This is a genomic window from Bacillus sp. L75 (assembly GCF_003676355.1).
Classification (GTDB): domain Bacteria; phylum Bacillota; class Bacilli; order Bacillales; family Bacillaceae; genus Bacillus; species Bacillus velezensis.
Window position 1 is genome coordinate 208574 of the sequence record NZ_ML064903.1, and the last position, 13871, is coordinate 222444.

15 protein-coding genes, 1 other RNA gene and 1 other annotated feature (1 of these 17 cut by a window edge) are annotated in these 13871 nt (G+C 47.8%); of the genes, 11 read left to right on the top strand and 5 right to left on the bottom strand.

Annotated elements, in window-relative coordinates:
* The first annotated feature begins 52 nt into the window (after positions 1–52).
* Positions 53–244: non-coding RNA, 6S RNA (ssrS, locus tag D5S11_RS07195), on the top strand.
* Between the two features lie 71 nt (positions 245–315).
* Positions 316–1080 carry a tRNA threonylcarbamoyladenosine dehydratase gene (locus D5S11_RS07200; protein WP_015240289.1) on the top strand — a complete coding sequence of 255 codons (765 nt, stop codon included), beginning with the start codon at positions 316–318 and terminating at the stop codon, positions 1078–1080.
* A 115-nt stretch (positions 1081–1195) separates the two neighbouring features.
* Here the strand turns inward: D5S11_RS07200 and D5S11_RS07205 are convergent, their stop codons facing one another.
* Positions 1196–2464, bottom strand: coding sequence for a replication-associated recombination protein A (locus D5S11_RS07205; RefSeq protein ID WP_015240288.1), 1269 nt, complete (start codon positions 2462–2464; stop codon positions 1196–1198).
* Between the two features lie 194 nt (positions 2465–2658).
* Between D5S11_RS07205 and cymR the strand changes: the two genes are divergently transcribed.
* From cymR to D5S11_RS07245, 8 genes are all read left to right on the top strand, one after another.
* On the top strand, positions 2659–3075 hold the full coding sequence (gene cymR, locus D5S11_RS07210; protein WP_003152730.1) for a cysteine metabolism transcriptional regulator CymR: 417 nt from the start codon (positions 2659–2661) through the stop codon (positions 3073–3075).
* Positions 3076–3093: 18 nt separating this feature from the next.
* Entirely contained in the window at positions 3094–4233 is a 1140-nt protein-coding gene (locus D5S11_RS07215) for a cysteine desulfurase family protein (protein WP_047935987.1), read from the top strand.
* A 36-nt stretch (positions 4234–4269) separates the two neighbouring features.
* Complete coding sequence (gene mnmA, locus D5S11_RS07220) at positions 4270–5385, top strand: tRNA 2-thiouridine(34) synthase MnmA (RefSeq protein ID WP_012118077.1); 1116 nt, start codon at positions 4270–4272, stop codon at positions 5383–5385.
* An 88-nt stretch (positions 5386–5473) separates the two neighbouring features.
* Positions 5474–6094 carry a tetratricopeptide repeat protein gene (locus D5S11_RS07225; RefSeq protein ID WP_095532179.1) on the top strand — a complete coding sequence of 207 codons (621 nt, stop codon included), beginning with the start codon at positions 5474–5476 and terminating at the stop codon, positions 6092–6094.
* An 18-nt stretch (positions 6095–6112) separates the two neighbouring features.
* Positions 6113–8491 carry an SF1B family DNA helicase RecD2 gene (gene recD2, locus D5S11_RS07230; RefSeq protein WP_042635385.1) on the top strand — a complete coding sequence of 793 codons (2379 nt, stop codon included), beginning with the start codon at positions 6113–6115 and terminating at the stop codon, positions 8489–8491.
* 118 nt (positions 8492–8609) lie between these two features.
* Positions 8610–9068 carry a PRC-barrel domain-containing protein gene (locus D5S11_RS07235; RefSeq protein ID WP_007408205.1) on the top strand — a complete coding sequence of 153 codons (459 nt, stop codon included), beginning with the start codon at positions 8610–8612 and terminating at the stop codon, positions 9066–9068.
* Positions 9069–9080: 12 nt separating this feature from the next.
* A complete protein-coding gene (locus D5S11_RS07240; RefSeq protein ID WP_003152738.1) occupies positions 9081–9272 on the top strand; it encodes a hypothetical protein in 192 nt (63 codons plus the stop codon).
* 21 nt (positions 9273–9293) lie between these two features.
* Positions 9294–9425, top strand: coding sequence for a YrzQ family protein (locus D5S11_RS07245; RefSeq protein WP_003152741.1), 132 nt, complete (start codon positions 9294–9296; stop codon positions 9423–9425).
* 35 nt (positions 9426–9460) lie between these two features.
* On the opposite strand, the gene D5S11_RS07250 is transcribed toward D5S11_RS07245, so the two are convergent.
* The 4 genes from D5S11_RS07250 to D5S11_RS07265 are packed head-to-tail and all read right to left on the bottom strand — an operon-like array spanning position 9461 to position 12419.
* Positions 9461–10117, bottom strand: a complete 657-nt coding sequence (locus tag D5S11_RS07250) for an amino acid ABC transporter permease (protein ID WP_015417903.1) — start codon at positions 10115–10117, stop codon at positions 9461–9463.
* An 18-nt stretch (positions 10118–10135) separates the two neighbouring features.
* Positions 10136–10786, bottom strand: coding sequence for an amino acid ABC transporter permease (locus tag D5S11_RS07255; RefSeq protein WP_007408207.1), 651 nt, complete (start codon positions 10784–10786; stop codon positions 10136–10138).
* 56 nt (positions 10787–10842) lie between these two features.
* On the bottom strand, positions 10843–11670 hold the full coding sequence (locus tag D5S11_RS07260; protein ID WP_007408208.1) for a transporter substrate-binding domain-containing protein: 828 nt from the start codon (positions 11668–11670) through the stop codon (positions 10843–10845).
* A 20-nt stretch (positions 11671–11690) separates the two neighbouring features.
* Positions 11691–12419 carry an amino acid ABC transporter ATP-binding protein gene (locus tag D5S11_RS07265; protein ID WP_007408209.1) on the bottom strand — a complete coding sequence of 243 codons (729 nt, stop codon included), beginning with the start codon at positions 12417–12419 and terminating at the stop codon, positions 11691–11693.
* 220 nt (positions 12420–12639) lie between these two features.
* Between D5S11_RS07265 and D5S11_RS07270 the strand changes: the two genes are divergently transcribed.
* Complete coding sequence (locus tag D5S11_RS07270; RefSeq protein ID WP_007408210.1) at positions 12640–13701, top strand: AI-2E family transporter; 1062 nt, start codon at positions 12640–12642, stop codon at positions 13699–13701.
* 43 nt (positions 13702–13744) lie between these two features.
* Positions 13745–13871 (top strand) — a binding site (T-box leader); it runs 81 nt beyond the window's last position.

Consider the following 13871-nt stretch of genomic DNA (forward strand, 5'->3'; position numbering starts at 1 on the left):
TTTGTTTCTTGAAAATCAAAATCTGCTGTGATATGATTTTGACAAGTTAAATAAAGTCCTGATGTGTTAGTTGTACACCTAGTTTTGACCGAACATTTTTTTGATTTGGGAGCCCGTATTTTTAAATGGCGTACATGCCTCTTTTCATTCGTTAAGAGGACTTACAAGATTTAAAAAAGGGCACCCACCTGCTGAGAGCGGGTTCAAAACGAAGGAAAGCTGCAACGGCACAATTGGGACTTTATTTTTTGTGCGCTAAAACCAGCGGCTTTTTGACAAGCCGAGTTTATAAAACCAGAATGTGGAGTGAGGTTCTTGTTACATCAGTTTTCCAGAAATGAGCTAGCGATTGGAAAAGAAGGGCTGGACACGTTAAAAAACAGCACGGTGGCCGTTCTCGGCGTCGGCGGAGTCGGTTCATTCGCAGCCGAAGCATTGGCGAGGTCCGGAGTGGGGCGGATCGTGCTTGTCGATAAAGATGATGTTGACATTACAAACGTAAACCGCCAGCTGCATGCGCTCTTGTCGACGGTGGGACAGCCGAAAACAGACTTGATGAAAGCGCGGATCGCGGATATTAATCCGGATTGCGATGTCGTCGCCTTAAAAATGTTTTATACGGAAGAGACGTATGAGCAGTTCTTTGAGCATCCGCTCGATTACGTCATTGACGCGTCGGATACGATTCATTATAAAATTCATCTGATGAAAGAATGTCTGAAACGGAATGTTCCGCTGATTTCAAGCATGGGAGCGGCGAATAAAACAGACCCGACACGCTTTCAGATTGCTGATATTTCAAAAACCCATACCGATCCGATTGCCAAAGTCGTCCGCACAAGGCTTCGCAAAGAGGGCATTAAAAAAGGCGTACAGGTCATTTTTTCTGATGAAAGCCCGATCGTCATCCGTGAAGACGTCAGAAAAGAAGTCGGGAATGATGAAGCGAAAATCCGCAAAGCGCAAATGCCGCCGTCTTCCAACGCCTGGGTTCCGTCAGTGGCCGGTCTGATTATGGGCGGACATGTTGTTATGGAGCTCTTAAAGGACATCGACATTAAACGGGTTAAAGATAAATAAAAAGAAAAACAGCCTTCTTCAGGAAAGGCTGTTTTTTTATTTGAATCCGCCGTTTACACGAAAGATTTTGGCCGGTATCAAAAAAGACAAGAACACATAGGGTGTCCTTGTCCGGTTATTTTTTCTGCTTCATCAGTTTTTCATACACTTGCTTTATGGCGGCTTCAAATTTCCCCGTTTGTTTCGGTTTATAGTATTGCTTGTTTTTTAACGGATCAGGTAAATATTGCTGTTCGACCCATCCGTTCTCGAAATCATGAGGATATTGATATCCGATCCCGCGTCCGAGCTCTTGGGCCCCTTTATAGTGGGCGTCTTTTAAATGTTTCGGCACATCGCCGATTTTACCCGTCCTGATGTCTTTGAGCGCCTCATCAACGGCTGAGATGGCGGAGTTTGATTTTGGCGAGAGGCATAATTCGATTACCGCATTGGCCAGCGGAATTCTCGCTTCCGGAAAGCCGATCCGTTCTGCGGTCTGAATCGCGCTCAGCACCCGGGGGCCTGCCTGCGGGCTTGCGAGGCCGATATCTTCATAGGCGATCACGAGAAGCCTTCTTGATATGCTTTCAAGGTCGCCGGCTTCGATCAGACGGGCCAGATAATGAAGGGCGGCGTTTGCGTCCGAGCCTCGGATCGATTTTTGGAAGGCAGATAAGACGTCATAATGCGCATCGCCGTTTTTATCATGAGTATAGCTTTTTTTCTGCAGACATTCTTCCGCCGTCTCCCGTGTAATCCGGATCGTGCCGTCGCTTGATTCCTTTGTGGAGAGTACGGCAAGCTCAAGTGCGTTCAAAGCGGAGCGGACGTCTCCTCCGCACCCTTGCGCGAAATGATCCATCGCGTCGTCGTCCACCGAAACGCTGTAGGAACCGAGCCCCCGGTGTTCATCTGTGAGCGCTCTTTCCAATGCCTGCTTGATCAGATCGGGTGTTAACGGTTCAAGCTCAAATATCTGGGTCCGGCTTCTGATGGCCGGGTTAATGGCATGATAAGGGTTGGCGGTCGTCGCGCCGATTAAAATAATCATGCCGTTTTCTAAATAGGGCAGCAGAAAATCCTGCTTTCCCTTATCAAGCCTGTGCACTTCGTCAAGGATTAAAATGACCTGGCCTGACATTTTCGCTTCCTGTACGACAATCTCCATGTCTTTTTTATTATGAATGACGGCATTCAATTTCCTGAATGCGATGCTTGTCGATCCTGCGATCGCTGTGGCGATGGACGTTTTTCCGATGCCCGGCGGTCCGTACAGGATCATGGATGATAAGTGCTTTGCACGCACCATTCTGCCGATGATTTTATCTTCTTTGACCAAATGTTCCTGGCCGATAATGTCTTCGATATTGGCAGGCCGCATCCGATACGCCAATGGTTTCATGAACATCTCTCCTTACATATACAGGGTAACGGAAAACGGACGATTAGAAAAGCGAATTGCGGCGGGCCCCGTGTTTCAATGAAAATTAGGATAAGTTATGTTATAATAACAGTTGGTCTATAAGATACTAAACAGATTATTCATATCCATTTACTTGTATAAATTAACAATTAGAATTGACTGGGGTGTTCATATTGAAAATATCGACAAAGGGAAGATACGGGCTCACCATTATGATTGAATTGGCGAAAAAGCACGGAGACGGTCCGACGTCGCTCAAAAGCATCGCCCAAACAAACAGCCTTTCTGAGCATTACTTGGAACAGCTTGTATCACCGCTGAGAAACGCCGGACTCGTAAAAAGCATCAGAGGCGCTTACGGGGGTTACGTGCTCGGGGGCCAGCCTGAAGAGATAACGGCCGGAGATATTATCAGAGTGCTGGAAGGGCCGATCAGCCCGGTAGAAGTGCTTGAGGATGAAGAGCCTGCCAAGCGGGAGTTATGGATCCGCATCCGCGACGCTGTAAAAGACGTGCTGGACAGCACGACGTTAGAAGACCTTGCGAGCTACACGGACGGCGAGCAGGAAGCTTATATGTTCTATATTTAAACCAGAGGTGTACAGACAATGGAACGGATTTATTTAGATCACGCCGCGACTTCCCCGATGGATGAGCGTGTGCTCGAAGAGATGAAGCCCCATTTCTTCGGCAGTTTCGGCAACCCGTCAAGCATTCATTCATTCGGGAGAGAATCCCGGAAATGGGTCGATGAAGCGAGAACGGACATCGCGCGCGAAATCAGTGCGAAAGAACAGGAAATTATTTTCACAAGCGGCGGCACGGAGGCTGATAATTTAGCGATTTTCGGAACGGCTGCCGCCCGGAAGAATGAAGGAAAGCATATCATTACGACCGCTATTGAGCATCATGCTGTATTGCACGCCTGCGAAAAGCTGGAAGAAGACGGCTTTGAGGTGACATACCTCATCCCCGGCCCTTCAGGACGGATCAGTGCAAATCAGGTGAAAGAAGCGCTCCGTGATGATACAATCCTTGTTACCGTCATGTATGGCAATAACGAAGTCGGTACCATTCAGCCGATTGACGAAATCGGAGAGCTGTTAAGCGGGCATCAGGCCTATTTTCACACAGATGCCGTCCAGGCATTCGGTTATATGCCGATTGACGTGAAAAAAAGCAGAATTGACATGCTGTCTGTTTCCGGTCACAAGCTTAACGGGCCTAAAGGGACAGGCTTTTTATATGTAAATCAAGAGGTGAAGCTGTCACCGATTCTTCTAGGGGGAGAGCAGGAACGAAAGCGCCGCGCGGGGACGGAAAATGTACCGGGCATCGCCGGCTTAAAAGAAGCGGTCGTCCTTTCAAACCGTGAGAGGGAAGAGAAAACAGCGAAGTATAAGGAGTTTAAGAACATTATCATGAGCACGCTGGAAAAATCCGGCGTCACAGCGGAGGTGAACGGAGATGCCGAGAAATGCCTGCCTCATATTTTAAACCTTTACTTTCCCGGTGTGCCGGTGGAAGCGCTGCTGGTCAATCTTGACATGGAAGGCATTGCCGTCTCCAGCGGATCTGCTTGTACGGCAGGATCCGTTCTTCCGTCCCATGTGCTTACGGCCATGTTCGGAAGTGAGAGCGGCAGGCTGACTTCGTCAATCCGCCTCAGCTTCGGCCTCGGCAATACGGCGGAACAAATCGAAACAGCCGCCGAAAAGCTTGCCGCCGTCGTTAAACGGCTTGCTTAAAACGGCGGACTTACGTTTTTAATGGAGTGAATGCAAATGGAAAAACGGCCGGAGGATACAAGAGTCGTAGTCGGCATGTCCGGCGGCGTGGACTCTTCCGTGGCGGCCCTTCTGCTGAAGGAGCAGGGCTACGATGTAATCGGAATCTTTATGAAAAACTGGGATGATACGGACGAAAACGGTTTTTGCACGGCGACGGAAGATTATGAAGACGTCATCCGGGTCTGCAACCAGATCGGAATTCCGTATTATGCCGTCAATTTTGAGAAGCAATATTGGGAAAAGGTATTTCAATATTTCCTTGATGAATATAAAGCCGGAAGAACCCCCAATCCGGATGTCATGTGCAATAAAGAAATTAAGTTTAAGGCTTTCTTGGATCATGCTCTGTCACTCGGCGCGGATTATCTTGCGACGGGCCATTACGCCCGCGTGGACAGAAGCGCAGGTACAGTGCGCATGCTCCGCGGTCTGGATGAAAACAAGGACCAGACTTATTTTCTGAATCAGCTCAATCAGGAACAGCTCAGCAAAGTCATGTTCCCGATCGGTGATCTGCAAAAAAGCCGCGTGCGGGAAATCGCCAAAGAAGCGGAACTTGCGACAGCTGCGAAAAAAGACAGCACGGGAATCTGCTTTATCGGCGAACGCAACTTCAAAACGTTTCTCAGCCAATATCTCCCCGCTCAGCCGGGCGATATGATGACAATGGACGGAGAAGTAAAAGGGCGTCATGACGGTCTGATGTATTATACAATCGGACAGCGCCACGGTCTTGGAATCGGCGGAAGCGGCGAGCCGTGGTTCGCCGTCGGTAAAGATCTTGAAAAAAACATTCTGTATGTTGATCAAGGATTCCATAATCCGCTTCTGTATTCTGATAAGATCACGGCGACAAATGTCAGCTGGACGCGTCCCGGTCTGATGGACGGCGGCGAAATGACATGCACGGCGAAATTCCGCTACCGTCAGGAAGATCACAAAGTAACGGTGAAAATGACGGGTGATGATGAAGCGGAAGTCATTTTTGACGGGCAGGTACGCGCCGTTACGCCGGGACAAGCCGTCGTTTTTTATGACGGAGAAGAGTGCCTCGGCGGCGGAACGATAGATGACGTTTATAAAGACGGAACAAAACTGTGGTACGTATAATAACATGTAAAAAACCTCAACTCGCATGTTGGGGTTTTTTAGCGAAAGGAAGTTAAAAATGGATTATAATAAAATCGGGATTGACGCCATGCAGGAGGGCGATTTTGAAAAAGCGGCGGAGGCTTTTACGAAAGCGATTGAGGAAAACGGGCAAGATCCGGTGCCGTATATCAACTTCGCAAATCTGCTTTCTTCTGTGAACGAACTCGAACGGGCGCTTGCATTCTATAACAGAGCGCTCGAATTGGACAATTCGGCGGCAGCCGCTTATTACGGTGCGGGAAACGTATATGTGATGAAAGAATCGTTTTCCGAAGCGAAGGATATGTTTGAAAAAGCGCTTCGCTCCGGAATGGAAAACGGAGATTTGTTTTATATGCTGGGGACCGTTCTCGTTAAATTAGAGCAGCCGAAGCTTGCACTGCCATATTTGCAGCGTGCCGTTGAATTAAATGAAAATGACACGGAAGCACGCTTCCAGTTCGGAATGTGCCTCGCAAACGAAGAAATGCTGGATGAAGCTCTGGCGCAGTTTGAGACGGTGATCGAGCAGGACCCAAGCCACGCGGACGCATTTTATAATGCCGGGGTCGCTTACGCGTACAAAGAAAATCGTGAAAAGGCGCTTGAGATGCTGGAAGGCGCAATCGGCATACAGCCTGATCATATGCTTGCGCTTCATGCGAAACAGCTTATCACCCAGTCATAACAAAAGGAGGGAAGGCTCGTGGATCAGCTGAACATCGAAGAACAGCCGTATGTAAAAGGCGTCATTCATACGGTCATTTATCACAATGACACCAACCTGTATACAGTGCTGAAAGTCAAGGTTGCAGAAACGTCTGAGGCGATCGAAGACAAGGTCGTATCCGTAACGGGCTACTTCCCTCTGCTGCAAGAAGATGAGACCTACACATTTTACGGAAAAACCGCCACGCATCCTAAGTTCGGCCTGCAATTTCAGGCTGAGCACTTTAAAAAAGAAATTCCGACCACAAAAGAAGGGATCATTCACTATTTATCAAGTGATCTGTTTGAAGGAATCGGAAAAAAAACGGCGGAAGAAATCGTCAAAAAGCTCGGAGACGGCGCGCTCAATAAAATTCTGACGGATGCGTCGGTGCTTTACGATGTGCCGAAAATGTCGAAAAAGAAAGCGGATAAGCTTGCCGGAGAGCTGCAGCGGCATCAGGGGCTTGAGCAGATTATGATCTCTCTGAACCAATACGGTTTCGGGCCCCAGCTATCCATGAAAATATATCAGGCCTACGAAACGGAAACACTGGAGAAAATTCAGGAAAATCCTTATCAGCTTGTAAAAGACGTTGAAGGCATCGGCTTTGTGAAAGCTGACGAGCTGGGCGGAAAAATGGGTCTGTCAGGAAACCACCCGGAGCGGATCAAAGCGGCTATCTTATATACAATTGAATCGACCTGTCTTTCAGAGGGCCATACGTACATAGAAACAAAGCAGCTGATAATCAATACGCAAACGCTCCTGAATCAGTCAGCTGAAGGCGGCCTCGTCACGGAAATGGATGCGGCTGACGGCATCATCGCCCTCGGAGAGAGTAAGGATATCGTCATAGAAGGAGAACGCTGCTATTTTCCGTCCTTGTTTTACGCCGAACAAAATGTCGCAAAACGCGTGCTCGACATTGCGGCTCAGACGGAGTATGCCGATCAATTTCCTGAATCGGAATTTCTGCTTGCACTCGGTGAACTGGAAGAACGGATGAATGTTCAATACGCACCAAGCCAAAAGGATGCCATTCAAAAAGCGCTGTCTTCACCGATGCTTTTACTGACCGGAGGACCCGGGACGGGGAAAACGACCGTTATTAAAGGAATCGTGGAATTATACAGTGAACTGCACGGAGTATCGCTTGACCCCGGTGATTATAAAAAAGACGAGGCGTTCCCGGTGCTGCTTGCCGCGCCGACGGGAAGAGCCGCAAAACGGATGAGCGAATCTACGGGTCTGCCGGCTGTTACGATACACAGGCTGCTCGGCTGGAATGGCGCTGAAGGCTTTACCTACAATGAAGATCAGCCGATAGAAGGGAAACTGATCATTATAGACGAAGCGAGTATGCTCGATATCTGGCTCGCCAGCCATTTGTTTAAGGCGCTTCCTAAGCACATTCAGCTCATTGTCGTCGGTGATGAAGACCAGCTTCCTTCAGTAGGACCGGGGCAGGTGCTCAGAGACCTTTTGGCTTCTGAGGTGCTGCCGACCGTGCGCCTGACAGATATTTACCGTCAGGCTGAAGGATCATCCATTGTGGAACTTGCGCATGATATGAAAAAAGGACTGCTTCCAAAGGGGCTGACCGCGCCGACAAAGGACCGCTCATTTATCCGCTGTAATTCTTCACAGATTAAAGAAGTCGTGGATCAGGTCGTCTCGAACGCGTTAAAAAAGGGGTATACCTCCAGGGATATTCAAGTGCTTGCCCCGATGTACAGGGGAAAAGCGGGAATTAACGAGCTGAATATGCTTCTTCAAGACATCATGAATCCGCCGAAAGAAAAAAGGCGGGAGCTGAAATTCGGAGATGTCGTCTACAGGACGGGCGATAAAATATTGCAGCTTGTCAACCAGCCGGAAAACAATGTGTTTAACGGCGATATCGGCGAAATCGTATCCATTTTTTATGCCAAAGAAAATACGGAAAAAGAAGACATGGTCGTCGTCTCATTTGACGGCAACGAAATCACCTTTACGAAAAAGGATTTCAGCCAGTTTACCCACGCGTACTGCTGTTCGATTCATAAGTCGCAGGGAAGCGAATTCCCGATTGTCGTCCTGCCTGTCGTCAAAGGCTACTATCGAATGCTCAGGAGAAATCTGCTTTATACCGCCATTACAAGGGCGAAAAAATTTCTGATTCTTTGCGGAGAAGAAGAAGCGCTTGAATGGGGCGTCAAAAACAATGATGCCACCGTCAGACAGACATCGCTTAAAAACAGGCTCACAGAGCAGACTGAAGAGATGGATGCAGAACTGGCCGCCCTGCAAAAAGAGCTGCCGTTCAGTGTATATGATGCGAACATCGGAATGGAAGGCATCACGCCGTTTGACTTTATGGAAGAAAAAGCGTAAATAAAACCCGGAGCATAAACAAGCGCCGGGTTTTCGCCTGTGGAAGTCATTTCAAAGTATGCTGCCCGGCTTCTTGGCAAAACCTATACGTGTTCAACAAAAGGTGGTTGATCACACTTTGAGAACATGCCATGCAGCTGAAGGACGAACAGTATATGACGAAAACACCGGGCGCAGTCTCGGGATGATATCGGATGTATGTTTCTCTCTGGACGGCCGGTTTCTCGGTTTCGTGCTGGAGCAGAAACGCCTGTTTCATAACCGCCATCTTTTTTTAGAGGCAAGTGATATAAAAGAGATGGATCAAGAAGCCGTAGCTGCCGGTCATGCTCATTTGCAGCCTTTGCCGAAGAGCTGTTTCACCTTTGAACAGATTAAGATGCAGCCGGTGAAATCGCCTGATGGTGAAATGTTCGGTTTGCTGGAAGATGTATACTTTTGTTTGGACAGGGGCATAATCGTAGCATATGAACTCTCGGACGGCTTCTTTTCAGATCTGGCTGGCAGACGCCAAGTGCGCCGCGCCGCCGATACGCTTATTGAAGCGGGGAAAGAAGGCATCGTCCTGAACGGATAAGAGGTGTAGTCTGTGCTTGTATGTCCGAACTGCAAAAGTAAAGATATCGGCAAAATCGGCGTAAACCAATACTATTGCTGGGGCTGCTTCATTGAGCTGACGGTAGCCAAAGGCAAAATTGCGACACATCAAGTAGAGGAAGACGGCACGTTAAGCAGTCTTGATGATTTGTTTTCTGAAGACGAACGCAGTATCAATTTTTAAAGTTGAAAGGAGATACGCGCGATGGGCAGAACAATGACCTCTCTGTTGGCTTTAGGAGCTGGAGCCGTTATGTATCGTATGGCTTCTCAGTCCGATATGCTGAATAAAAAAGGTATGAAACGGATGAGAAGACGAGTCATGAAAATGTTTTAAGCAGAAAAAAGGATACTTCTCCGGAAGTATCCTTTTTACGTTTGTCTCGCTTCCAGCCGTCTGGCTGCGAGAGACAGGCTGTAATTGACCGCGAAATACATCAGGGCCGCCAGCAGAAAGATCGGGAAAAAGTACCCTCCGTCAGCGCTTTGTCCGTTTAAAATCTGCGCGTTATGAATCAGTTCGGGCAGAGCGATGACGACCGCAAGTGACGTATCCTTTAATAAAGAAATAAACTGGCTCACAATCGGAGGAACCATACGCCTGAGCGCCTGCGGCATGACGACGAGAAAAAGAGTCTGCGTGTACGTCAGTCCTGAAGAACGCGCCGCTTCAATCTGCCCTTTGTCAACGGATTGCAAACCGCTTCTGATGATTTCTGACAGCATGGCCGATTCAAAAATCGTAAGCGCCGTGATGGCAGCCGCGGTAATTTCCAGTTTGATCCCGATTTCCGGAAGGGCAAAAAACGTAAAGAAAATGATTAATAACAGCGGCAGGTTGCGGATGGTTTCCACAATGGCCGCTATAATGCCCGAGACGATAGGAATTTTCGCATAGCGCAAAGTGCCGGCGGCAAGCCCGAAAATAAAACTCAGGACAATGGAGATCAGCGCAACATAAAGTGTGACCAAAAAGCCGTCCCATAAAAACAGCAGATGGTCAGGTGTATAGGCGCCGCTAAAATCCATGTTTTTCACTCTCCTTCTCTAATAACTCTTTCCGAGACGTCTTTCCAAATAGTGAACCCCGATGCTGAGCGGGATCGTTACTATCAAATAAAAAAGCGCGACGAAAATATAGACATCAAACACGACAAGAGTGCTTGAGGAAACGAGATCCGCCTGATACATCAAATCGAGTCCCGCCACCACTCCGAGTATTGATGAGTTTTTGACAAGGTTGAGAAATTGGTTTCCGAGCGGGGGAATCACGATTTTTACGGCCTGAGGAAGAATGACGTATCTCATCGCCTGACTGTAGGTGAAGCCTGACGATCTGGCCGCTTCCATCTGCCCTTTGGAGACAGTCTGAATTCCGGCTCTGATGGCTTCTGCGATAAAGGCCGACGTGTATATCGTCAGCGCAATCGTTCCCGCCTGAAAGCCGTCCAGTCTCAGCCCGGCGTTCGGAAGTCCGAAATAAAAAACGAATGTGATGAGGAGAAGCGGGATGTTGCGGATAAATTCCACATACGCAGTGCCGATCCATTGAAGGGGTTTGAAAGCCGTGATTCTCATGACTGCGATCAGAACGCCCAGCGCAAAGCTGCCTGCCAGCGCGATGAAGCTCGCAAGCAATGTGTGCAGGAAACCGTCCATATACATATCGAAGTTTTCCGTTAAAATTGAAAAGTTCATCTATGTCACTCCTTATAAAACGGGGATGAGCATGCCTGCTCATCCCGCGATCCTTTCTATTTTGCCGGTTCTTCTTTAATCCATTTTTTATAGATTTTTTCGTACCTGCCGTCGGCTTTCATTTTTTTCAAAGAGGCGTTGATTTCCTTGATGAGTCCGGATTGGCCTTTTTTGACGGCGATTCCGTAAGGTTCATCGGTGAAGGTTTCGCCTGTCAGCTGATATTGTTTATTTTCATCTGCCATGCCGTATAAAATCGCATTATCAGTTGTGAGCGCATCTCCCTGTCCCGCTTTAAGCGCAGTGAACGCTTCGGCGTAATTTTCAAATTCCAGCACTGAGGCGTCAGGCGCTTTTTCTCTGATGTTTTGTGAGGAAGTAGAGCCTTTTACCGCCAATACTTTTGAGCCTTTTCCCAGGTCTTCGGTGCTTTTGATGCTGCTTCCTTTTTTGACGAGCAGGGATTGCCCGGCTTCAAAATAAACATCTGAGAAATCAACTTCTTTTTTCCGCTCATCCGTTATCGTCATCGTGGCGGTGATAGCATCGATATCGCCGTTTTGCAGCATCGGAATTCTCGTTTTTGACGTCACTTCTTTAAATTCCGCTTTCTTCTCATCCCCCAGAATATCTTTTGCGAGCTGTTTTGAGATATCAATATCGAAGCCTTCAATATCACCGGAGCTTGGGTTTTTCAGCCCGAATAACCTCGTGTCGGTTTTGACGCCGAAGATGATTTTGTCTCTGTCTTTAATAGAGGCTAACGTGTCTTTTCCCGTTCCTTTTGAATCTCCGGACGTTTCTTTCCCTCCGCAGGCGGCCAGCATAAAGACGGCCAGCAGTGATATCAACCCGAATGACAACCATTTTGTTACACGTGACATAAGCACTCCTCCGTTTCTTTTCAGTGATTTAAAATACGGCTTAAGAATAAACGCGCCCTCTCTTCACGTGGGCTTTCGTAAAATTCAGCCGGTGCAGCTTCTTCTAAGATGGCTCCGCCGTCGATAAACACGATGCGGTCCGCCACTTCTTTTGCGAATCCCATTTCATGTGTGACGACTGCCATGGTCATGCCTTCCTTTGCGAGTGTTTTCATGACATCCAGCACTTCCCCGATCATTTCCGGATCAAGCGCGGATGTGGGTTCATCAAACAGCATAATTTCGGGCTTCATCGCAAGCCCCCTGGCGATGGCGACACGCTGCTGCTGGCCGCCGGAAAGCTGTGAAGGATAAGCGTCCGCTTTTTCCGGTATACCGACTTTTTTCAAATAGTATAAGGCCGTTTCTTTTGCTTCTTCTTTTGATTGCTTAAGCACTTTGATCGGTGCGAGCATGATGTTTTGCAGAACGGTTTTGTGCGGGTACAGATGAAAATGCTGGAACACCATGCCGATATTGCGGCGGACCTTATTTATATCCGTTTTCTTGTCATGGATGGAGACGCCGTTTACCGTTAAGGCGCCTCCATCAACTGTTTCCAGCTGATTAATGCAGCGGAGAAGCGTGCTTTTTCCCGATCCTGAAGGTCCGATGATAACGACGACTTCCCCTTTTTTAATGTGCAGATTAATGTTTTTCAGCACGTGGAAATGTCCGTAGTGCTTATTTACATCCTGAAATGAAATCATGGCCATCCTCCTTAAAAAAACATGAGTCATATTGACTGGACAGTTTTTGAAATCCTTTAACACATTACGATGGTTATACAGATTTTTATGAATATTATTTAGATTATTTCGTAATTTCTGATAATTTTTTCCGTCAAGAGGTCTGCGTCATAAGGCGGAGTTTATGAAACGGGAATAATTCCGGCTTTCTGTCAAAAGATAAAGCAAGAGGTGAAACGTCATGCTTCAAAAACCGCTGCAGCTCTTAATGTGGACGGCTGTATGTCTGCTCGTTTTGTTAACAGTGTATGTCTTTTGCATGCTCGATATGTTATGGTCTCCCATTTGGCTTGTTATAAAATCTCTCTTTATTCCTATATTCATCGCAGTATTTATTGCTTATCTTTTACTTCCGATTACTGAATGGCTTCATAGAAAAGGGATGCCTAGAACTTTAAGCCTGCTTCTGATTTATTGCCTGTTTTTCGGCGGAATCGGCTGGGGGGTTTATAAAGGGGTTCCTGTTTTAATTGAACAGCTGCAGGATCTGTCTGAGAGCATTCCCGGTCTTGCCAAAAACTACAACAGCATGCTGAAGCATCTGCATAATCACACGGATCATTGGCCTGACGGCATGCACCATCGAATGGACAAAATGATTCAGCAGACAGAAACGTTTCTTGCCGGCACGATTGAAAGCACGATCAGAAGCATCCGTTTCGTGCTTGATTATATCCTGATCGCGGCGACGATTCCTTTTCTCGTGTTCTATATGGTGAAGGATATAGACGTCATGAAAAAGACAGTCTGGTATTTGACGCCGAAGTCCTGGAGAAAAAGGGGGAGTGAATTTCTGCGGGATGTGGACGACTCTCTCGGTGATTACATCCGCGGTCAGCTTCTCGTTTGTTTTTTGCTCGGGCTAATAGCCGGCGTTTCATTTTGGCTGTTCGGGCTTCCTTACCCGCTGATTTTGGGCCTTGCCATCGGGATTACGAATGTCATCCCGTATTTCGGTCCGTTTATCGGCGCTGTACCGGCGCTGCTCCTTGCGCTGGCGATTTCTGCTAAAGCTGTGATCATCGTAATCGTCACGATTTTTATTCTGCAATTTATAGAAGGAAACATTTTGAGCCCGCTTATTGTCGGGCGCAGTCTCAGAATGCACCCCGTCGTGATCATGCTGGCGCTCCTTGCCGGAGGAGAGCTCGCGGGCATTCCCGGCATGATTCTCGCTGTTCCGGCGGCAGCCGTTTTAAAAGTGACGGCCATACACTTTTTGCGGATCAGGACGGAACATTGACATTCGGGTTCTGCTTGTCTATAATTTCGAGTAGAATACATACGAATCTCGAGTGACGGATATGAGTACGCCGAAGCCCTGTTTAAGAGAGAAGCTCCGATACGCTGAAAGGAGCTTCAGCAGAAGATCGGCGGAAGCTAATCCTGAGTGCAGTTAAAGGCTGCCGCAGT